Consider the following 13,790-nt stretch of genomic DNA (forward strand, 5'->3'; position numbering starts at 1 on the left):
TGGGGTCGCTTGTCGGTCGGGTCCGGCTGCTGTCCTGGTATCGGCTACCGCGCTTTTGCGTGCGGCTTGAGTTCGTCAGACAGTTCGATCAGCTGCCAGACATCGGCATCGAGGTTGTCCTCGTCAGGGAGAGCTACGGCAACAGCTTGTGACGACGCCGCTTCGCCGTTGGCCTGGGCGCGCAGGGCGTGTCGTAGGTGGCCGGCCAGAGACGCATGCGATGTCCCATCGGTCACTCCTTGCTGTGCCAGGTATGGGCTGATCCTCACCAGGCCGTCCCGGCATTCGATCACCCGGCGGTAATGGCGGTAGTGGGTGCCGCGCAGGGACAGGAACTCCCGCCAGCCGCTGGTGGGTACGCGGGTGAGGGCGTCCTGCGGAAACGCCTCGTGCAGTGCTTCCCACAGTGGGCGAAGACGCCGGTACGCCTTGCGGTGACACAGCCAGACCCGCACTCTCGCCAACCGCATGGCGGCGCCCGAATAGATGACGCCGATGATGAACACCGGGACCGCAAGAGCCAGGAGGCCCTGCGTGCCGTGGTGCAGCCACTCTGGGACGTTCGCACCACGCCATCGCATCACATCGATAGCGAGGCGGCCGATGTTGGCCATCACCATGCCGGCCAGGGCCCCTACCGTGAGCCACAGCCCCGTGGACAGCGGGCGGAGGGACATCCGCGCATGCCGCAAGGTCCACCACAGTGCCGCAGCGAGTGCGTGGACGAGGTAGAGAAGCGCGGCCATGAAGAACAAGGCCACGGGCGTTGTCGTCACGTCAGCGGTGGCGAAATCTCTGCCCCTGACACTGACCGGCGTGGCGATGGTCGTCAGTGTGAGGGCGATGATGGCCGATGCCAATGGCAGGGCTTCCCATCGGGCCCGTCGGGTGGCACGCTTCCGCTCCTCCGCGGAGAAGAGGTAGACGCACATCAGGCAGTAGACCGCGCCGAGCAGCAGGGCGTTCTGCACCAACCGCGCGGATCCCGGGCCCGTGAGGTTGTCCACGAGACGTGCCGCGCCATCCAGGCCGAGGGCAAACGAAGCACGGGTGCAGATGAGGCACAGGGTCACAGCGCGGAGAGGGAGATCGCGAGGATCCCGGGCGAGCTGAATGAGCTTCCACACCACGGCCAGGTCAAGGATGACAGCCGACAAGAGCAGACCGGTCACAGCCACCCCTGCCGGTCACCGAGGGCCGCCTGCACGCGACGCAGGGAGGGGTTGGAGGCCCGTCGTAGGGCCACCCGGTCCAAGACCGAAGCCCACTCCAGAATGATGGTGGCGACCAACTCGGCCTGGCGTTCATGCTCTTCGTCGTACGAAGTCCGCCGCAGGAGCCGCTTGACCGACCCTGCTGAGAGGTCGGGGACTGCCGTGTTCCAGAGAGCGACGTCGTCAACTTCATCGCTCTGGTGATCCGCCAGGATGTGGCCGACTTCGTGGAGGATGATGTGCCGCTGATGACTCGCGGTGGTCTCCTGCTGGTACAGGATGTAATCGGTGGACGCGGTGGCGATCCACGCGCCGAACGGCCCTGGCACCGGCATCGGGTGCGACACCAGCCGGATGGGGCGACCCCGCCGTTCCCCTAGTTGCTGGCAGAGCACGTCCACTTGCAAGGGGGGCTGGATGTCAAGGGCTCGCAGTTCCCGTTTACAACGCCTGCGAAGCTCTCGCTCTTTCACCGTCATTCTCCCGCACACGACACGTGTCGCGGCAACAGCACCCCCTCGCCGCGGAATCACGCCGTTGACGGCGCATCATTCGCGGTGCTCTGCCTGCTCCAACTTGTAGACAACGTCAAGCAGGTCCATTACCTGCTTTCTTCGCGCTTCCGACAGTTCGCCGGCGCGCATTGCCATCAACTTCACATCGCGGTCTTCGAGTGCCTCGTTGACGCTCGCCCGCTCGGCTTCCATTTGAACCAGTCGGCCATGGACTTGCCTAGCTACGGCGTCGTCGAAAAAGTACGAGATCGGCACACCGAAAAAGTTCGCCAGACCCTGCAGATGGCGCACGGTTGGGTTGTCTTTCTTACCCTTCCGTAGCTGCCAGATGTAGCTCATGGAGATGTTGATCCCCGTCTGGCTGATGGCGTTCGCCGCGTATTCGTTGCTGTATTCCCTGCCGTCGTCGTCCTTGATCGTCGCGAACAGATGGTTGATCTTCTCCGTCAAGGAGCGACCTGTCTCCTCGCCCACTACTTCCCCTCCTCTCGCTGAGAGTCCATCTACCAGTCTAGTACACGAGTGGATGGTGCGAGGGGTGAGCCTTTCACGTCAGTTGAGCTGGTGGCGGTCCAGGTATAAGGTCCCCATCAGCGTCTTCCACTGACGTGAAAGTCTGGAGGTGATGATCTTGTATATGAGTGAAGAGTCTGATCGATTCGAGCGCCAGTGCTCGACGCGGGGTGGCCTGGCTGCGATGGCCAGCCCCCGCCCGGGTCGCCCCCGGCGCTCCGGTGAATACCTTGCCATCTCTCGCCCGGCGGGCGGATCTCGCCCGGCTGCGGACACTCGGCATAAATCGCCCTTTTTGCCTGCGCTGAGAGGCAAGGGATCTCGATGTGAAATCGCCACGACCAGCGCCGCAAGAAGATCGAATTACTTTCGGGAACTGCACGGGAACTCTGCGCGCTGTGATGGACCCCTCGAAGTTGTTCGTGAACCGTCAGCCCACGTGCGGGTGCGGACGGTGGAGTGGTGGTGTGGCCTCTCGCTGGGCGTTGTGAGGCCCTTCCAGCTATCACTGGATCTTGGCGCGGAATCTGCATATGTTGCTGGTCCCTCGGCGGGACAGCCGAAACGGGAGCCAATGATCAGGAAGGGGGGAGAAGGCTGAGTAAGCGTCAAATCCCAGATTGCCAAGGGGAATGAAGAAGGCGCCCAGAAGTTAGCAGCTTCCGGGCGCCGACACCGCCACCCCGAAGGGGGCGGATACATAACCGGGGCGAGTCGGCTGACCTTTTCGACGAGAACGGCCGTCTCACCTCGCCTACGAGTGAGGAATTCTCGCATGCCCAAGTCGCCAAGCGGAAGGGCTCTCGCTGCCCAGCAGGCCGAAGACGACGAACCCACCGCCGACGCTCGCCGGCACCGCCTGGCCGCGCTCCTTTCGGACATGGTGCCCGGAGCCCGCACCGTCCGCGTCTCGCAGCAGCAGCCCGGTCAGAACTGGCCCAGCCCGTACGCCCGCGCATACGACGCCCAAGGGCAGCTCATAGCCCTCAACCGAGCCCAGCGCGTGACGGTTGCCCGCTGGGTGATCCGCACCCACCCCTACGTGCCCTGGGACGAGACGTACGATCTCGACCTCGCCACCAGCACCCTCCGCGCAGCGGGCGGGGGCCGCTGATCATGGCCAGGATCCGCACCATCAAGCCCGAATTCTTCACGAGCGAGTCGCTCGCCGAGGTGAGCGTTCACGCCGAGCGGACGTTCGCCGGTCTCTTCACCCTGGCCGACGATCACGGGCGTTTCCGCGACAACCCGGCCGTCATCGCTGGCCTGCTCTGGCCGCTGCGCGCCGAGCACACCGCAGTGCACGTGGAGGACGACCTGCAGCAGCTGGCCGATGCAGGGCTGATCTGCCGGTACACCGGCTGCAACGGCCGCCGGTACCTCCACATCGTCACCTGGTTCGAGCACCAGAAGATCGATAAGCCGTCGCAGACCCGTGTCCCGGCCTGCCCGGACCACCACGCCACCCAACGCTGCGGAACTTGCAAGGGCACCTGCACCGTGTTCGCCGAAAGCCAGGCGAACACTCCCCGAGGACTCCCCGAAACCTCGGCGAAGGCTCCCCGCACCCTCGATCGGCCGACGAAGACGCCCGTGACGCCTCCCGCCAACGAATCCGCGAGCACGAGCGGCCAGCAGGCGACGCTCGACGGCACCATCGAGGCGCCCAAGCGAACCGCGAAGAAAACCGCAGGTCACAAGCCTGTCGGGAAGGCATCCCCGAAGGCTCCCCGAACCCTCCCCGAAGGTTCGGCGCCTGGATCTAGGATCTTGGATCCTGGATCTACTAATCCTTCGGGGCGCACAGCGCCCGCACCCAGCCCGTCGGCGCAGGATCTCGTCGGCGAGTACGTCGCCGCATGCGTCCAACGCCCGCCGGGTGACGTGATCGGCCACCTCGGTCGCATCACCAGGAAGCTCCTGGGCGAGGGCATCGCCCCGGAACACATCCGGGCCGGGCTGCAGCGCTTCGCAGCCAACCCGAAGCACCCCAGCGTGCTGACCAGCATGGTCAACGAGGCCATGAACGCCTCGCCGGCCGGTTTGGTGCGGCCGGAATCGCGGTCTAACCTCCCCGGTCACCGGGCCTGGGCCAATCCCGCTGACCCTGCCGCCGCCTACGCCGAGGAGCTGTGATGCGCGACCACGACGCCCAGCCCGTCGGCGGCATCGCCCGCCGCCTGGCCCACATCCTCACCTCCCGTGGCATCGATCCGAATGCCCAACTCACCGACCCGGCCGAGCCGATCCCTGCCCTGCAGGCGGCGCAGGCCCGTATCCCGGCTCGCTACCAGGAGGCCGTCGCCGACCATCCCGCGGTCGCCGCCTGGGTCCGCGAGGTCGCTCAAGCGGGACGCCCTGGGCCGAAGGGGGCTCCGGGTATCGCCCAGGGTCGCTCGCTTCTGATCGTCGGCACCACCGGCACCGGCAAGACCCACCAGGCGTACGGCGCGGTCCGGTCCCTGCTGCTGGTCGGTGTCCGGTTGCGGTGGAAGGCGATCACGGCCGCCGACCTGTACGCGGAGCTGCGGCCCCGCCCCGGCCACGATGGCGAGCGGGAGCTGATGGACCTCTCGCGCTGCCCACTGCTGATCATCGACGACCTCGGTGCGGCCAAGGGCAGCGAGTGGACCGAGGAGATCACGATGCGGCTGATCAACCGCCGCTACAACGAGATGCTCCCGACGCTGGTGACCACCAACCTCGGCATGGCCGACCTGCGCGCCCACATCGGCGACCGCGTCGCCTCCCGCCTGACCGAGATGACCGACAAGGTCATCCTCGACGGCCCCGACCGCAGAAGAGCCATCGCAGCCCAGCGCCGCAGCCCCGCTGCCACCACTGCGCCGCGGACACGCACTGAACCCGCCGCACCAGCTGCTGCCACCGCGGTATCGGCTGCTCGCCACCTCAGCCGCTAACGGCCAGCTCGCGGCCGCCGTTACCGATCGCCTCCCCTCACGCACCAATCCCCACGACGCGACTCCCCTGCCCGAACGCGCCCTGGGGCAACGGAGATACCCATGCACCACACCGAGAACGACATGCTGCGCACCCTCGGCGACCTGGCCTGGCATGACGAAGCCGCCTGCCGTGCCGCGGGCCCCCACCGGGTCGATCCGGACGACTTCTTCCCCGAGCCCGATGAGATGGACCGCATACGTGCTGCCAAAGCCCTGTGCGCCCAGTGCCCCGTCCGCAACACCTGCCTGGATGCCGCCCTCGAAAACGGCGACAGCATCGGCATCCGGGGCGGTATGACCGAAGAGGAACGAGCCGACCTGCATCGCAAAATCCAGCGGCGCCTCAACTACGCCCGCGTCAATGCGGTCCTGGCCGGCCAGGACGTCCACCTGACGCATGCCGAGCGCGACGCCGTCGTCCTCGCTGCCTACCAGGCCGGGACTCCGGCCGAGCAGCTCGCCCGGATGCTCAAGATCACGAAGGAGCACGCCCAGAGGCGGTACCGCGAGACTCGCCGCCAGATCCGCGACCGTGCGGTCGAACAGGAGAAGAAGGCGAACAAGGGCAAGAACAAGTCGACGAAGCCCGAGAGCCGGACCACGGCGCTCAAGAAGCCCAGGGCGAAGACATCCCGTGACGACCTTGGGACGGCCGCGTGAGCCACATCGCGCCGATACCCGCGCGGATGACCGGCTGGGACCGGGCCGCCATCGTCGCCCTCGGTGGCGCTGGATGCGCCCTTTCCTACGACGCCCTGCAGCAGATGGCAATCGCCATCCACATCCGCGGATTCCTCACCTACGTCTTCCCTCTGGTCATCGACGGCTTCATCGCCTACGGAGTACGCGCCCTGCTGGTCCTGCGCACCGCACCGCTCGCTGCCCGCTGCTACGTCTGGCTGCTGTTTGGCACCGCGACGGCCGCCAGCATCTGGGCGAACGCCCTGCACGCCGTACGCCTGAACCAGCAGCAGCTGCAGGGCGCGGGGCTTCGGCTCGGCGACATCACCGTCGGCATCCTGTCCACCCTCGCCCCGCTCGCCCTGGCCGGAGCCGTCCACCTGTACATCCTCATCGCCCGGCGGGTCACCGAGCCTGCCGGACAGCCGGACACCAGCCGTGTCCGAGCCGACCGAGTCACCGCCGACCGCCAGGACATTCCCGTCGGTCAGGACGAGCCCCGGCCGTCGCCGGTCGGCTCCGGGCACCCGGTCGAGCTGCCCGCCCCGGAGACCAACCGCCCAGCGGTCACGGTTCGCCAGGACACCCAGGAGACGGGTGCCTCCCAGGACCCGCCCGGACAACAGGACGGTCTGGCCGAGCCGGAGCACGAAGGTCGAACCGCTGACCTGGGCGGACATCCGGCCAGCAGACCTGCCCCGGTCACCCGCATCCATCCGGTCACACCGCCTGCCGGACAGCCGGAGACTGAGCCGGTCACCGCTGCGGCGAGTGCGGGCAAGCCTCTTCCGGACACCGATCCGGTGACCGAGGAACTCCTGCTGATCGCCCGCCGGGCGGTCAACGAGGCAGGTAAGGCCACCCGTCAGGTCGTCGCCGAGGCCATCCGCGGACAGAACCTCCCGCTCGGCAACGATCGGCTGACCGTCCTGATGCGCCGCCTTCGCGCCGAGGCCAACACGACGCCGCTCACCAAGACGGGCTGACCGAATGCACGACGCATGGCCGGTGACCTGACCTATCCGCAGCGCCAGGTCACCGGCCCCGCGCGCCACACCCTCGACCTCTTCACACAGCGGAGGCACCACGATGCGCACCACAGCGGCCACCCACGCCGAGGCCGACGCCTGGATCACCGTGCTTCGCGACCACGGCCATCTCCACCGCGCCGAACCCGGCCCCGACGGCAGCTGGACCGTCCAGCGCACCCGGGCAAGCACACCCCGAACCCTCCACCACCCAGTCCTCGCGCTCGACTACGTCGCCGAGATCCTCCGCGACGTGCGCGGCCACACAGCGGAGACGCCCCGATGAACCCCTCCGAACCGTCCAGCACCACCCCTGAACTGCAGCGATGCCACTGCCCGGCACGAGGCCGAGCAAGCTGTACCTTCCGAAACTCCTCCGCAGCCAAGGGCAGCGGAGGAGTTTCGCAAGGGCTTGCCCCCGCCCCGGAGGGAGCGGGGGAGGCCCGGCACCAGGGGGTGCCAGGCTCTGGGGCTGCGACCGAGGGCGGACCGCAGCCAGGAGGGGAACCGCACGCGCACGCCGCGCCACGAACGCGTCCTCGTCTGCGTCAGAGCGTGCACCGTGACCAAGTCCGCAGTGTCCGCCTGACTCAAGACGAACTCGACACCGTCACCCGAGCCGCCGAAGCCGTCGGCTTGAAGACCGCCGGGTTCCTCGCCGACGCTGCGGTCGCTGTCGCCCAGGCCCAAGGCGGTTCCAAGGCTTGGCTGTTGGACCAGCGAGGCCGGGTGGAAGAACTCATGGCCGCCAGTGCACAGCTCGCTCGCGTCGGCAACAACCTCAACCAGGTCGCCCGCATCCTCAACTCCGGTGGCCATGTCGATCACGTGGACGAGGCAGTGGCCCGGGTTCTGCGTGCCGCCGTGCGTGTTGAAGACGCTGCCATCGAGATCGCGCGGCGCTGACGATGGTGCCCGACATCTCCACCGGCAGCCGCACGTACGGACTGCTCAACTACCTCTACGGTCCCGGTCGGCGCGAAGAGCACACTGACCCGCACTTGGTAGCTGCCTGGATGCCGGAACTCGCCCCCGACCCGGGACGCGATCCGGCCGCCACGCTCAAGCAGCTCACCGACCGGCTCGACCTGCCCGTCCTCGCCCTGCCCAAGCACCGACGACCGGCCCGGCACGTGTGGCACTGCCCCGTCCGTACTGCCCCCGGAGACCGTCACCTCACCGACGCCGAATGGGCCGAAGTCGCCCGCCGGATCGTCCACGCCACCGGCATCGCCGAACACGGCGACGACAAGGCGTGCCGCTGGATCGCCGTACGCCATGCCGACGACCACATCCACATCGTCGCCACCCTCAAGCGCGAGGACGGGCGCAGCCCCCGCCGCCACGAGGACGGCATCCGCGCCCAGGCCGAATGCCGCAAGATCGAGAAGGAATGGGGCCTGCAGATCCTCAACGAAGGCGACCGCACCGCCGCCCAGCGACCCACCAGCGCCGAACGCTCGAAGGCCGAACGTGTCGGACGAACCGAGACGCCACGCGAGACCCTGCGCGAGCGCGTCCGCCAGGCGGTGGCCGGAGCCGCGAGCGAGGAAGAGTTCTTCCGCCGCCTCGCCGAGGCCGGCCTCCGCGTCGAAAAGCGCCTCGCCCCCTCCGGCGACACCCTCGGCTACAAGGTCGCCCTCCCCGGCGACCGCAACCGCCACGGCGAACCCATCTGGTTCCCCGGCTCGAAGCTCGCCCCGGACCTCTCCCTCCCCAAGATCCGCCAGCGCCTCGACGCAGGACTTCCCGACAGTGACACATCCGCTGTCGACCGCTCCGGCGAACGAGCCTCACGCCCGGCTCACGCCCGGCGTGAGGCTGCCCCTGCCGCTGAGCGGGCAGCTTCGGTACTGAGCGGAGACGACGATGCCGACGCCGCCGCACAACTGGTCGGCGTCGGCGAGCTGCTCGACGCGGTCGCCCAGACCTCGCCGGCCTCGACCCGCAAGGAACTCGTCGAGGCCGCCCGCGCCTTCGAACGCGCCACCCGCTCCCACATCCGCGCCGAACGCGCCGACAACCGCGCCATCCGCTCCGCCGCCCGCGGCATCGTCCGCGCCGGCAACGCCCTCGGCAAGGGCGAGGACGGCGGCGCCACCGCAATGCTCCTGTCCACGATGGTCCTCGTCACCATCGCCGCCGCCCGCTGGCACTCCTCCCGCGGCCACGCCCAACAGGCAGCCGCAGCCCAACAAGCCGCCCAGCACCTGCGCGCCGCCTACCGGACCGCGGCCACCACCCCCATGACGGCCATGCGCGAGAACGGCCGCCGCCTCCCCGAACCCGTACGACAGCGGCACGTCGGGGCCCTTGAAGCCGCCCTGCCACAGCACGCGGACCACCTCTTGCGCGAGCCCGGCTGGGATGCACTGGCCGCCACCTTGGACCAGGCCGAGCGAGCGGGACACGACCCCGACGTCCTACTCCAGCAGGCCATCGCCTGGCGCGAACTGGACACCGCCGACAGCATCACCGACGTCCTCGTATGGCGACTGCGGCGCCTGGGGAACCTGCCCGCCACCACCGAATCGCCCCGCACGCGGACGAGCTCGCGCACGTCCCAGCCGCAACCCCCGGCACCGAAGCACACGACACCCGGCACCACCGCCCGAACGAATCCCAGCGCTCCCCGTACCCGAGGGGCAAGGCGTTGACCAGCACCGCAAAGGGCTGGACACCGGCAGCCATGGCTGTTACGGCTGGTTGAAGAGAGACATGGAGACGATGCGGATGCTCAGCGAGAACCTTCAGGACCCGAGAACCCTGCTGCCCCAGACGGCATCCGGCGATGACCCGCTGCTGCGGCTCCAGCAGGAGACGCAGCCTGCGGGCGGGAACATCGGTCTACGCGCTACCACGCACCCCGAGGAAATCCGCATCACCGGCATCACCGTCATGTGCCCCCAGTGCGGCGCCCGGCGCGACTGGATGGTCATCTGCGACCGCAACGAGATCAGCATCCGCTGCCGCTGCGCACACCAGTGGGTCGAGCGCGAACTGACTCGCGCGGACTACATGGCGATGATCGGCGAAGGCATCGGCCAGGACTACCCGAGCCTGGAGGACGCAGCCCAAGCTGCGGGCTACGACGGCACCTTGGCTGGCACCTATCTCGCTGAACCCCGCCCGGAGTGAAGCTGGCGCGCTGATCTGATGCCGGGGACACCTGATCGTCGAGGCACGGCATCTCGCTCGCCACGAGCACCACCGGCGGCAACTGCAACGATGTCACCCAGCTGATCCCGCTGCTCTCTCCACCTTCACTTGGGGATTGTCGCATTCCGCCTAACCCCTTCCCCTGCATATATAGAGTTAGGAGTTATGAGTGGACCCCCATTTCGCATCACGTCGGCCATGCTCGACGTGCTCGAAGCCTTCCTGGTGTCCGGCGAAGAGCTCCATGGCTTCGCGGTTGCCAAAGCCGCCGGCAAACCAACCGGCTCCATCTATCCGATCTTGGCCCGCCTCGAACAGGCCGGCTGGCTCGACAGCCACTGGGAGACGGAGCACCCCAAGGAGGGCCGTCCCCGCCGCCGTTTCTACGTGCTGACGTCGAACGGCGCCCAGGAGGCACGCAGCGTCATCATGGAGCGCCGCGGCAAGCTGCCAAGCCCTGCGGTCGAGCAACCCCGCCCCAGGCCCGAGTTCGGGTTCCTGACGCGTTGGACGGGGGCCTGATGAACGACGCGCTCCGAATACTGATCCCTGCCGTTGTCGGGCTGGCCATCGGCGAGTTCACCGAGGTCTGCTCCTGGCTCGCTCGCGGGATCCTGCGGCTCGCCGCGCGGCAGCTGGGCGATGCTGAGGCGGCCGAGCGCTACGAGGCCGAATGGGTCGCCCTCCTGGAGGAGCGGCCGGGCAAACTGCTGAAGCTGTTCTGGGCCTCCTGGATCGCTCTGCGCGCAACCTGGCCTCTACGGGCCATACACCGCCAGCAGGGGCCTGCATCGGTGCCGACCGCGAGCTATCAGCGACCCCAAGAGGCACAGCCCGGCACCGACCCGGTGAACCACAACATAACGACGCGTCCGGCTGCCTTCACTATCGACGGCAGATTCTTGGCAGTTCGCTCCGTCACTATCGAACCGCGGCGACGTCATCGCGTGATCATCTGTGGCCTGGTCACGATTTTCCTCGGCTCATTTGTCGCCTTCGCGCTGGGCCGCCATTCGCTGCTGAGCTGGGTGGCGATCGGAGTCAACGGGCTGAGCTACTTCTCCCTGATCGTGGCGGGTATCAGCTCCCTGCGGTCAAGAAGAGCCACCCTCACTGTTGCGACTTGCGACGGCAGGGCCCTAAAGATCAAGCAGGTTCCCTACTCGCCTGCCTCCCGGCTCCTCCAAGCCCTCCTCATCGTGTCGGAAATTGTCCTAGCCAGAATCCGCAAGCCGACGACCCGCATGCAGCACCCCAATGTCTGACTCAGACGAGAGGATGCGGCCTCCGGTCCTCCGTCCAACCTCGTCAAGCGACCGGCTGGACGGGTTCAGAGGCCCCGCTGTTAGTGCCCTGCGAAATCACACCTCTGGGGCTTTCCCTCAGCGACCAGGGAAGAACGCCAAAGGGAAGTCAGCCACTTCACTCTGTCGATCGACGTCGGTGCCATAGCCGGCGACGACGTCGCCGAGGTGCTCCTCGTGTCCGAGTGTCAAGGGGCGAGGTCGAACAGGGCATCACCCTGGCCTGCCTCCGACCAGTCGATGATGCCCGCGATCTCGTCGCCGTCGACGAACGCGTGAGTGAACTGCAGGTCGCGTGCGTGAAGACCGGGGTCCACGGCCGGTTCGCGGCCTCGGCGACCTGGCGGTTGCGGGTGACCAGGTCGGCGGGCAGGAGGCCGTTCATCACGAGCCGCTCGCACTCGCCGTCGAGATCCGTCGCCAACTCGTCGGGGCCCCAGCCGCCCCGGCCGGGCCAGGACGGCAATGGCGCGTCGTGCAGCTTGCGGATGGCGGCACCCGCCGCGGCCCACGCCACCGGCGATGCGGTCGACGGCTCGCCGAGGCGGCCGAGCGCCGTCCCCGGGACCGCGGCGATCGCGAGCACTGGCGGCTTGCACCACAGGACCTCCGGGGTCGACACCGGTGCCAGGGCCATCGCCTTGACCTCGACGTCGAAGCGCGTCTGATCGGCGTCCACCTTCAGGAACACGTCGCCGACACGCGGGGTCGCTCGGAATGGGCGACGACGACCTTGACCTCATCCATGGCGACCAGTATCCCGGGGCGACCGTCGACGGTACCTGGTTTATTGCGTGCGATCGCGCGGCTGACCGCGTCCCGCTACCCGGCGGCCTCGTGCCCGACACCGACCGCTGACCAGGGCAAGCCCACCACGTTTGTTAGGAGCCGTTAGGAAGATGCCAGGTGGTTGGCGAGGTGCAAGGCGTCGGTGGCCACGGTCAGCGCGGCGTGAAGACCGGTGACCTCGTACAGCGTGGGATGGACGATGGGTGTCCAGTCACCGTGGAGGCTGGGCCAGGTGGCGAGGAGGACGGTGGTCGCGGCCAGCCCGAGGCGCGCGGTCACGTCCATGCCGCCGTCACGGCCGGGCTTCCAGCTCAGCAGGATCGCGCCGGGCTGGAGCGGCTCAGGTCCCCGGGCGGTGTCCCACATAGCGCGGATCGGCTCGGTGGGGTGTGGGGGGACGGAGCGCAAGAGAGCACCGCGCACCGACGCGGACATGGGGCGGCGAACAAGACTGCTGAGGTCCAGGTGCGGGGCCGGGCCGATCGCCTTCGCCAAGAGGTGCGCAGGGGCGCGGTGGTTCATACGGCCGCCCAGCCGAGTTCGGTGCGGACCGTGGGAGGGAGTACGCCCTCCTGGCCGTTTTCGGCGAGGTACACGGCGCCGTTGGGGCCGGGGACTTCGACGAGGCGGCCGATGTAGTGGGCGTAGGGCCAGTCGGGATTGATGGCGAGGTAGGCAGGCAGGTCGGGGTCGACGGTCTGGAGCTGGTGGATCAGTTGGCGGACGGTGATCTTGTGCGACAAAGTGGCCTCCGTGAGGAAGAGTGAGCGGGGAGGGGAAACGGGCGAAGCGTGCAAGGGGTCGGTCAGTCCGCTGCGTCGAAGCGCAGGAGCTGGCGCACTACGGCAGGGCTCTTCGACGGTGGTGCGGATTTCGCCGGCAGCTGGTTGGAGCGGTGGCGTCTGCCCTGCTCGGCGGCGTAGGACTTGGTGGACGAGGGGCCGCTGGTCCACTGCTTGCAGCTGCAGGTCGCGAGGAATCGCTCCCGTCCGGTACATCCCGCGGTGAGGGGGCTACCGCCGGTGGTGTGCCGATGCTCGGACGGGCAGATGGTGCCGTCGGCGTGATACGCGGTCACGGTGATCGAGTGGCGAGGCATGCGGGATCTCCTGGTCAGATGCAGGTGCAGTAGCGGCTGGGGGAGGAGATGAGGGCGGCAAGGAATCCGGCGACGGCCTGTGCCGGGGTGTCCGGCCCGAAGCTCTGGTGCCAGCCGGTTGTGCCGTTAGTCCCCTTGCCGTGGATGTGCCACAGCTCGCCGCGTGCCGCTGCCGGGCTCTCGGGGAGGAATCCCACGTAGACGTGTTGGTCGGGGCTGGAGCAGTGGACGTTGCAGTCCGGGTCGGAGACGACGTCCCACCCCTGGTTCTTGAGGAGGTCGGTGACGGGGCCTGCGCAGTGGCAGTCGAGCGGCCACTCACGCTCGCCAAGGGCGGCGAACGGAAGAGCGGCGGGGGCTTGGAACGGGGCGGTAGCGGTGAGCGTCACGAGCAGCAATCCCTTCGTTGACCTGCGGCTTTCCGCGGCGTCCATACGTTGGCATGGTCTGGGAGGGGGTCTCCAGTCCTGTCCGGCGGTGTGCGTCTGCCGTCGGCGAACTGGCGAGGGGGTGGGCCGCCGATGT

General features: G+C 68.1%; 19 protein-coding genes and 1 pseudogene. 12 read left to right on the forward strand and 8 right to left on the reverse strand.

Features of this window, described 5'->3' with window-relative positions; all coding sequences use genetic code 11:
• Positions 1-44: 44 nt before the first annotated feature.
• The 3 genes from ACFY12_RS24815 to ACFY12_RS24825 all read right to left on the reverse strand — a co-directional run bounded on the left by ACFY12_RS24815 (position 45) and on the right by ACFY12_RS24825 (position 2,179).
• A complete protein-coding gene (locus tag ACFY12_RS24815; RefSeq protein WP_390718081.1) occupies positions 45-1,172 on the reverse strand; it encodes an MAB_1171c family putative transporter in 1,128 nt (375 codons plus the stop codon).
• Positions 1,169-1,549, reverse strand: a complete 381-nt coding sequence (locus ACFY12_RS24820) for a hypothetical protein (protein ID WP_390718082.1) — start codon at positions 1,547-1,549, stop codon at positions 1,169-1,171. The genes ACFY12_RS24815 and ACFY12_RS24820 overlap by 4 nt, the downstream gene beginning before the upstream one ends.
• Positions 1,550-1,762: 213 nt before the next feature.
• A complete protein-coding gene (locus tag ACFY12_RS24825) occupies positions 1,763-2,179 on the reverse strand; it encodes a helix-turn-helix domain-containing protein (RefSeq protein ID WP_390718083.1) in 417 nt (138 codons plus the stop codon).
• Between the two features lie 838 nt (positions 2,180-3,017).
• Here ACFY12_RS24825 and ACFY12_RS24830 point away from each other — a divergent pair.
• The 11 genes from ACFY12_RS24830 to ACFY12_RS24880 all read left to right on the forward strand — a co-directional run bounded on the left by ACFY12_RS24830 (position 3,018) and on the right by ACFY12_RS24880 (position 11,338).
• Positions 3,018-3,356, forward strand: coding sequence for a hypothetical protein (locus tag ACFY12_RS24830; RefSeq protein WP_390718084.1), 339 nt, complete (start codon positions 3,018-3,020; stop codon positions 3,354-3,356).
• Positions 3,357-3,358: 2 nt separating this feature from the next.
• Positions 3,359-4,378 (forward strand): hypothetical protein, encoded by a 1,020-nt coding sequence (locus ACFY12_RS24835; RefSeq protein ID WP_390718085.1) that lies wholly within the window; start codon positions 3,359-3,361, stop codon positions 4,376-4,378.
• Positions 4,378-5,163, forward strand: a complete 786-nt coding sequence (locus ACFY12_RS24840) for an ATP-binding protein (RefSeq protein ID WP_390718086.1) — start codon at positions 4,378-4,380, stop codon at positions 5,161-5,163. Before ACFY12_RS24835 ends, ACFY12_RS24840 begins: the two co-directional genes overlap by 1 nt.
• A 102-nt stretch (positions 5,164-5,265) precedes the next feature.
• Complete coding sequence (locus ACFY12_RS24845; protein WP_384093839.1) at positions 5,266-5,865, forward strand: WhiB family transcriptional regulator; 600 nt, start codon at positions 5,266-5,268, stop codon at positions 5,863-5,865.
• Complete coding sequence (locus ACFY12_RS24850; RefSeq protein WP_390718087.1) at positions 5,862-6,872, forward strand: DUF2637 domain-containing protein; 1,011 nt, start codon at positions 5,862-5,864, stop codon at positions 6,870-6,872. The genes ACFY12_RS24845 and ACFY12_RS24850 overlap by 4 nt, the downstream gene beginning before the upstream one ends.
• 103 nt (positions 6,873-6,975) lie before the next feature.
• The gene (locus ACFY12_RS24855) at positions 6,976-7,200 is read left to right on the forward strand and encodes a hypothetical protein (protein WP_384093845.1); all 225 of its coding nucleotides are present in this window, start codon (positions 6,976-6,978) and stop codon (positions 7,198-7,200) included.
• A gap of 269 nt (positions 7,201-7,469) precedes the next feature.
• Positions 7,470-7,820 (forward strand): plasmid mobilization protein, encoded by a 351-nt coding sequence (locus tag ACFY12_RS24860; RefSeq protein WP_390718088.1) that lies wholly within the window; start codon positions 7,470-7,472, stop codon positions 7,818-7,820.
• 2 nt (positions 7,821-7,822) lie between these two features.
• Positions 7,823-9,571 carry a relaxase/mobilization nuclease domain-containing protein gene (locus ACFY12_RS24865; RefSeq protein ID WP_390718089.1) on the forward strand — a complete coding sequence of 583 codons (1,749 nt, stop codon included), beginning with the start codon at positions 7,823-7,825 and terminating at the stop codon, positions 9,569-9,571.
• 61 nt (positions 9,572-9,632) lie between these two features.
• Positions 9,633-10,052, forward strand: coding sequence for a hypothetical protein (locus ACFY12_RS24870; RefSeq protein ID WP_390718090.1), 420 nt, complete (start codon positions 9,633-9,635; stop codon positions 10,050-10,052).
• 219 nt (positions 10,053-10,271) lie between these two features.
• The gene (locus tag ACFY12_RS24875; RefSeq protein ID WP_390718091.1) at positions 10,272-10,595 is read left to right on the forward strand and encodes a PadR family transcriptional regulator; all 324 of its coding nucleotides are present in this window, start codon (positions 10,272-10,274) and stop codon (positions 10,593-10,595) included.
• A complete protein-coding gene (locus tag ACFY12_RS24880; RefSeq protein WP_390718092.1) occupies positions 10,595-11,338 on the forward strand; it encodes a hypothetical protein in 744 nt (247 codons plus the stop codon). Before ACFY12_RS24875 ends, ACFY12_RS24880 begins: the two co-directional genes overlap by 1 nt.
• 168 nt (positions 11,339-11,506) lie before the next feature.
• Here the strand turns inward: ACFY12_RS24880 and ACFY12_RS24885 are convergent.
• Positions 11,507-12,124, reverse strand: a pseudogene (locus tag ACFY12_RS24885) (phosphotransferase family protein); the annotation flags it as partial.
• Between ACFY12_RS24885 and ACFY12_RS24890 the strand changes: the two are divergent.
• Positions 12,095-12,235: a hypothetical protein gene (locus ACFY12_RS24890; protein WP_390718224.1), complete on the forward strand. Its 141-nt coding sequence runs from the start codon at positions 12,095-12,097 to the stop codon at positions 12,233-12,235. The pseudogene ACFY12_RS24885 and the gene ACFY12_RS24890 overlap by 30 nt on opposite strands.
• 33 nt (positions 12,236-12,268) lie before the next feature.
• On the opposite strand, the gene ACFY12_RS24895 is transcribed toward ACFY12_RS24890, so the two are convergent.
• From ACFY12_RS24895 to ACFY12_RS24910, 4 genes are all read right to left on the reverse strand, one after another.
• Positions 12,269-12,532: a hypothetical protein gene (locus ACFY12_RS24895; RefSeq protein ID WP_390718093.1), complete on the reverse strand. Its 264-nt coding sequence runs from the start codon at positions 12,530-12,532 to the stop codon at positions 12,269-12,271.
• A 152-nt stretch (positions 12,533-12,684) separates the two neighbouring features.
• Complete coding sequence (locus tag ACFY12_RS24900; RefSeq protein WP_390718094.1) at positions 12,685-12,909, reverse strand: hypothetical protein; 225 nt, start codon at positions 12,907-12,909, stop codon at positions 12,685-12,687.
• A gap of 62 nt (positions 12,910-12,971) precedes the next feature.
• Positions 12,972-13,265: a hypothetical protein gene (locus tag ACFY12_RS24905; RefSeq protein ID WP_390718095.1), complete on the reverse strand. Its 294-nt coding sequence runs from the start codon at positions 13,263-13,265 to the stop codon at positions 12,972-12,974.
• Positions 13,266-13,279: 14 nt separating this feature from the next.
• On the reverse strand, positions 13,280-13,654 hold the full coding sequence (locus ACFY12_RS24910; RefSeq protein WP_390718096.1) for a DUF317 domain-containing protein: 375 nt from the start codon (positions 13,652-13,654) through the stop codon (positions 13,280-13,282).
• Positions 13,655-13,790: the final 136 nt, after the last annotated feature.

The organism is Streptomyces sp. NPDC001339 (assembly GCF_042895955.1).
Lineage (GTDB): Bacteria > Actinomycetota > Actinomycetes > Streptomycetales > Streptomycetaceae > Streptomyces.